This is a genomic window from Longimicrobiaceae bacterium, assembly GCA_035696245.1.
GTDB lineage: Bacteria > Gemmatimonadota > Gemmatimonadetes > Longimicrobiales > Longimicrobiaceae > DASRQW01.
The window spans coordinates 1-5,407 of record DASRQW010000037.1 but is presented as its reverse complement, the minus strand read 5'-3'; the positions used below and the strand labels follow the sequence as shown (position 1 = coordinate 5,407).

Genomic DNA, 5,407 nt, shown 5'->3' with positions numbered 1-5,407 from the left:
GCGGGGGAGGCGGGGCCCCCTCCCCGGACTCGCTTAGGCTCGCCCGACCCTCCCCCAAAACTGCCTGGGGGAGGGTTGCTTCTGCGCGGTGCCGGCCATTCATCCAATCGGCAGCATCGGCGGATGTGCATTGCGAAGTGGGTTCGGGAGCGGGGCCGCGCACCCCGCCTTCGCGCCATCGTAAGCCGTGCGTTGACGCCCCGGCGCTGCCGCGGCGATGGCAAGTCCGCGCATCCACAGTGGCCGGCTGGATCGCCACGCATCTGCCGACCCCGACATCTGCGGCTCCACATCTCCCGAGCAGCCCGGCATCCGGCGCTCGGCTCCACATCTACCGGCCGGTTCGCGACTGCGGATCGTTCCAGACACGGCCGATCCGCTCCACATCTCCCGAAAAGACGGAAGCGGCGGACGGGCATGTGCCGGTCCGCCGCTTCGTATCTACCGTCTTGCCTGCCCGGAGCGTCAGGGCGTGGAGTAGTACAGGTGCGCGGGGGGGATGTTGAGCAGCTCGTATTCCTTGCGGACGGTGCCGAAGACCTCTTGCAGGTGCGGCAGCACGGCGCTGGAGAACTGGTAGACGAGGAAGGCGCCGTTGGGGCGAAGGGCGTCGCGGGTGGCGCGGACCAGGGCGGCGCGCACGTCCTCGGGCATCATGCTGAACGGGATGCCGCTGATGATGTAGTCCGCGCGGTCGATCTTCAGGCGCTCCAGCACCGCCTCGATGTCGGCGGCCGAGCCGTGCACCACGTGCAGCCGCGGGTCGCGGACCGACGTGCTGAGGAAGCGGACGAAGTCCTCGTTGGTCTCCAGCACCACTAGGTGCGCGTCCGGCCGCATGCGGCGCAGGATCTCGCCCGTGATGGTGCCCACCCCCGGCCCGTACTCCACGATCACGCGCGCCTGCTTCCAGTCGATTTGGTTCATCAGGTGGTGGATCAGGAACGGCGAGCTGGGGATGGCCGAGCCCAGCATGGTGGGGTGCTTCACGAAGTTGTGCGCGAAGAGCAGCAGCTTCTTGAAACGGGACGTGTCTCGCTTGGGTGCCACGACTCTCTCCTGGACGATTGCTCGGATCTCACTGGGCGGACGCCCCGGCCCGCTCCACCCGCCGGCTGCTACCCGCGCCCGTAGCGCAGGGGCGCCAATGTAGCACGATGCGGGCCCATGCCACAAACAGCCCGCTCCGCGCCACCTTGCGCGACGCCGCAAATCCCCCGGCCGAACGGAGTACCCGCAACCCTCCGCGAAGTCCCCTCCGCTCCCTCGCCGCCGTCTGGCCGCCACCTCCCGCGGACGAGCGCACCCGCCGTCCATCTTCGCATGCCGGCACGGTTTTCGGTGTTGGGCGATGTACGCCGGAAGGAAGATGAAGATGCAGGGATTCCGATGCCGCGGGCTCATCCCCCGGTTGCCCCGCGTTCCGCTTGCCCGAGCCGCAACGGAGGCGAAAACGCGCCGGATGTCCGTCGAAAGGTGAGCATGGCGGGTTCGCGCCGGTGCGCAGGCCGCGCGAGCCGATTGACTCTCCGCGGTGGAGGGCGAAGATTGCGCGAAGCCCTCCCATCTCCCAGCCGTCTCCCGTCACCCCAGGCACACCCATGAAGCTTCGCATCTCACACGCACTGCCCGCGCTGGTGCTGGCGGCGGCGGGCCCGCGCGCGGCGGCGGCGCAGGCACCCGCGAGTGCGGCCGACGACGCGCAGGTGGCCGCCGCCGTCGAACGCGTCCTGCCTGCCATCGTGGACGTGCGGCACCGCATCCACCAGCACCCGGAGCTGAGCAACCGCGAGTTCCACACGGCCGAGATGGTGGCGGCGCACCTTCGCTCGCTGGGCATGGAGGTGCGCACCGGCGTGGCCCACACCGGCGTCGTCGGCATCCTGCGCGGGGGCCGGCCGGGCCCGGTCATCGCCATCCGCGCGGACATGGACGCGCTGCCGGTGACGGAAGCGACGTCGTATCCGTGGCGCAGCACCGACAAGGGCACGTACATGGGCCACGAGGTGGGCGTCGCCCACGCGTGCGGGCACGACGTGCACACGGCGGTGCAGATGGGCGTCGCCTCGGTGCTCGCGGGCATGCGCGGGCGGCTGCCGGGCACCGTCGTCTTCCTCTTCCAGCCCGCCGAGGAGGGCTCGCCCCCGGGTGAGGAAGGCGGCGCCAAGCTGATGCTGGCCGAGGGCGCGTTCAACGGCGTGCGGCCCAGCGCCGTGTTCGGCCTCCACACCTTCGCGCAGATGGAGGTGGGCAAGGTGGGCTACACGCCCGGCCCCGCCATGGCCGCGTCGGACAAGTTCATGATCACCATCCACGGCCGGCAGGCGCACGGCGCGTCGCCGCAGCTCTCCATCGACCCCGTGGTCACCGCGGCGCAGGCCATCCTGGCGCTCCAGACCATCCGCTCGCGCAACCTCTCGCCGTTCGAGCCCAGTGTGGTCACCGTGGGCATGGTGCGCGCCGGCGAGCGCTTCAACATCATCCCGGCAGACGCGCACCTGGAAGGCACCGTACGCACCTTCGACCCCGCGGTGCAGGACACGGTGGAGCACCGCATCCGCGAGATCCTGGACGGCATCACGCATGCGGCCGGCGCCACGTACGAGATGGAGTACCAGCGTACCACGCCCGTGACCGTGAACGACCGCGCCCTCGCCGCCCGCATGCGCCCCACGCTGGACCGGCTGATGGGCGCCGCCAACGTCTCCGACATCCCGCCCACCACGGGCGCCGAGGACTTCGCGTTCTTCGCGAATACCGTCCCCGGCTTCTTCTACCGGCTGGGCACGACCAAGCCGGGAACCGTCTCGGGCGACCACCACACGCCCACCTTCCAGGCCGACGACGCCGCCATCCCCATCGGCATCCGCGTGATGACGGGGCTGGTGCTGGACTACCTGAACAGCGGCGCGGCCGTGGTGGCGCGGTAGGGCGGCACGTCGGATTTCGGGAGATGCACGGCGGCCGCGCATCTCCCGGCCCATATGCCGTTGCCGAAACGAGACGAGGTCCCCGGCATCGGCCAGGGACCTCGCTCGTCGTCGGCTTCTCGGCGGATGCACAGCCGGCCCGCCGCGTCTCGCCTATAGGAAGCGGATGCAGAGCGGATAGCGGTACTCGCGCCCCTCGTTCGCGCGCATCGAGGCGATGATGACGACCACGATGTGGAAGACCGCCAGCACGGGCAGGAGGAAGAAGCCCACCAGCAGGAACATCAGGATGAAGGCGCCGATCACGTAGATCATCATGCTGATCTGGAAGTTCAGCGACTCGCGCCCGTGCCGGTCCACGTAGGCCGAGGTGTCCTTCTTCGACAGCCAGATGATCAGCGGCCCGATGATGTGGCCCATGGGAATGACGTAGCCGCAGAGCGAAAGCACATGGCACAGCATGGCGTTCGTTCTTTCTTCCTGCGTGAGCGCCGGTGCCGAAGCTTCGGGGGCGGCGGAGAACGGAGTGGAGTCCATCGGTCTTCTCGCGGCGGGTGAACGAAGAACGGGGGAGGTGCTGCGTACGGACGGATGCTCGGCGGGCCATCGCGCGGGCGGGGAGCCCGCGGCCGAGCCGAGCATGTAGGATAGTGATGCCTTCCGCTCCCGCGCAACGATCATGGATTGGTGATCGAGAGGTATCCCTTGCAAGCAGAAGGGCCTCGGCAGAAGCCGAGGCCCAGCGCCGACCGGGAATGCCCAGTCCGTGTCGAGGAGCAGTTTAGGCGGCTCCTCCGCGCTCGCCGACTCGCCTACGTCGTGCGCTGTTTTTCTAGGTGCCAGGGTGGACCGCGCGCTAGATTCCGTCGCCGGGATCGTACTCGGTGCGGGCGGGCGGCGCGGGTTCCCAGCTCTGCGGGGCGACGCGGCGCGCCATGGCGTAGTAGGCCAGCAGCCCGGCGCCCGCGAAGAGAAGCACGATCCCGAAGGCGATGGGGTCGTTGTCGTTGTACGGCAGGAACTGCACGACCATCAGCGCGATCCCCACCGCCGCCACCACCAGGCCCCACTTCAGCGCGCCGTACGTGTCCGGGTCGCGGCGCCGGGTGAAGATGGTGCGCACCACGTCGTCGGACGCGTGGGCGTCCAGCGCCTTGCGCCGCGTCCAGTTGTCCGAGATGGACCGCACGATCATCACGCCCCCGGCCACCACCGTCGCGACGATCACCATCGGCAGGATATCCATATCTAGCTCGTTTCCTGGGTTCGGGTTCGGAGCCGCGCCCCGTTGGGCCCGGCCTCTCACCAGTGGACGGGGCCTCCCGGCCGGCGGTTGCAACGCCGCACCGCATCTCCCGCTGCAACCGTTCTCACCCTCGTCCCGTCTACTGGCGCATGGAGCCCGAGAGAGCCCTGGTGGAGCGCGTGCTGGCGGGCGACGGCGCCGCGTTCCGCGACCTCGTCGCGCGGTATCAGCGCCTGGTGAGCCACGTGGTGGGCCGCATGGTCCGCGACGAGCGCGACCGCGAGGAGCTGTGCCAGGACGTGTTCTTCCGCGTTCACCGCAAGCTGGGCGGCTTCGGCTTCCAGTCCAAGCTCTCCACCTGGATCGCGAGCATCGCCTACCGCGCCTGCCTGAGCCACCTGCAGAAGAAGCGCATGCCGCTCTTCGAGGACCTGGCGCCCGGCAACCGGGGGCACACGCCGCCGGCCGAGGTGCGCGACCTGTCTCCCGAGTGGGGCGACGAGATGGCGGCGCGGGAGATGCGCGGCTTCGTGCGCGAGCAGGTGGACGGGATGCCCATGCCATACCGCGCCGTGCTCACCTTCTACCACCTGGAGGAGATGTCGGTGGGTGAGGTCTCGCAGGTCATGGGCTTGCCCGCGGGCACGGTGAAGAGCTACCTGTTCCGCGGGCGCAAGGCGCTCAAGGACAGGCTGTTGACGAGGTACAGCGCTGAGGAGCTGAGGCCGTGACGGAGAGGGACTGGCAGGTCCAGGAGCGGATGGATGCGGGGCTCGCCCCCGCGCCCGGCGGCGATGACGCCGAGGCGGCCGCGTACCGCCTGGTGGCCGAGGCGCTGGCCGAGGAGCCCGGCTTCGCGCTGCCGGACGGCTTCGCGGAGCGCATGGCCGCGGTGGTGATGCCCCCGCCCGAGCGGCTCCCGCTGTTCGAGCGCGTGCTGCTGCCGGCGGTGCTCGTCGCTGCCGTGATCGTCGTGGCGCCGCTCGCCGCCGCCCCCCTCGCCGAAGGCTTGAGTCCGCTGGCCGAGTCCCCGGCGATCCGCTGGGCGACGGTGCGGCCGGATCTGCTGGCGATCGCCGCCGCCGGGCTCCTCGCCGCCTTCGCCGCGGACCGCCTGGGGCTCGGGAGATGGGCGGCGCACCAGCCGCGCGCGGGGTGAGGGCGAGTCGGGCGCTGCAAACTGCTGGCGGTTGAAACCGCGGCAACAGGAGCGCAAAGTCCGCCTTCGCGG

The 5,407-nt window shown here is 70.2% G+C and carries 6 protein-coding genes; 3 read left to right on the top strand and 3 right to left on the bottom strand.

Annotation, left to right across the window (positions count from 1 at the left end; all coding sequences use genetic code 11):
- Nucleotides 1-465: 465 nt before the first annotated feature.
- Nucleotides 466-1,050 (bottom strand): methyltransferase, encoded by a 585-nt coding sequence (locus tag VFE05_01560; GenBank protein ID HET6228732.1) that lies wholly within the window; start codon nt 1,048-1,050, stop codon nt 466-468.
- A 551-nt stretch (nt 1,051-1,601) separates the two neighbouring features.
- On the opposite strand from VFE05_01560, the gene VFE05_01555 reads away from it, so the two are divergent.
- On the top strand, nt 1,602-2,930 hold the full coding sequence (locus VFE05_01555; protein ID HET6228731.1) for an amidohydrolase: 1,329 nt from the start codon (nt 1,602-1,604) through the stop codon (nt 2,928-2,930).
- A 153-nt stretch (nt 2,931-3,083) separates the two neighbouring features.
- Here the strand turns inward: VFE05_01555 and VFE05_01550 are convergent, their stop codons facing one another.
- Together VFE05_01550 and VFE05_01545 are read right to left on the bottom strand one after the other, a co-directional pair.
- Nucleotides 3,084-3,467, bottom strand: coding sequence for a DUF4870 domain-containing protein (locus VFE05_01550; protein HET6228730.1), 384 nt, complete (start codon nt 3,465-3,467; stop codon nt 3,084-3,086).
- Nucleotides 3,468-3,786: 319 nt separating this feature from the next.
- Nucleotides 3,787-4,176, bottom strand: coding sequence for a DUF6249 domain-containing protein (locus VFE05_01545; protein ID HET6228729.1), 390 nt, complete (start codon nt 4,174-4,176; stop codon nt 3,787-3,789).
- A gap of 149 nt (nt 4,177-4,325) precedes the next feature.
- On the opposite strand from VFE05_01545, the gene VFE05_01540 reads away from it, so the two are divergent.
- Both VFE05_01540 and VFE05_01535 read left to right on the top strand, forming a co-directional pair.
- A complete protein-coding gene (locus VFE05_01540; GenBank protein ID HET6228728.1) occupies nt 4,326-4,907 on the top strand; it encodes a sigma-70 family RNA polymerase sigma factor in 582 nt (193 codons plus the stop codon).
- The gene (locus tag VFE05_01535; GenBank protein ID HET6228727.1) at nt 4,904-5,335 is read left to right on the top strand and encodes a hypothetical protein; all 432 of its coding nucleotides are present in this window, start codon (nt 4,904-4,906) and stop codon (nt 5,333-5,335) included. The genes VFE05_01540 and VFE05_01535 overlap by 4 nt, the downstream gene beginning before the upstream one ends.
- Nucleotides 5,336-5,407 lie beyond the last annotated feature (72 nt).

Excerpts from the sequence above, each read along its gene's own strand:
- VFE05_01555 (HET6228731.1), top strand. The coding sequence starts at position 1,602 with ATGAAGCTTCGCATCTCACACGCACTGCCCGCGCTGGTGCTGGCGGCG.
- VFE05_01550 (HET6228730.1), bottom strand. The coding sequence starts at position 3,467 with ATGGACTCCACTCCGTTCTCCGCCGCCCCCGAAGCTTCGGCACCGGCG.
- VFE05_01545 (HET6228729.1), bottom strand. The coding sequence starts at position 4,176 with ATGGATATCCTGCCGATGGTGATCGTCGCGACGGTGGTGGCCGGGGGC.
- VFE05_01540 (HET6228728.1), top strand. The coding sequence starts at position 4,326 with ATGGAGCCCGAGAGAGCCCTGGTGGAGCGCGTGCTGGCGGGCGACGGC.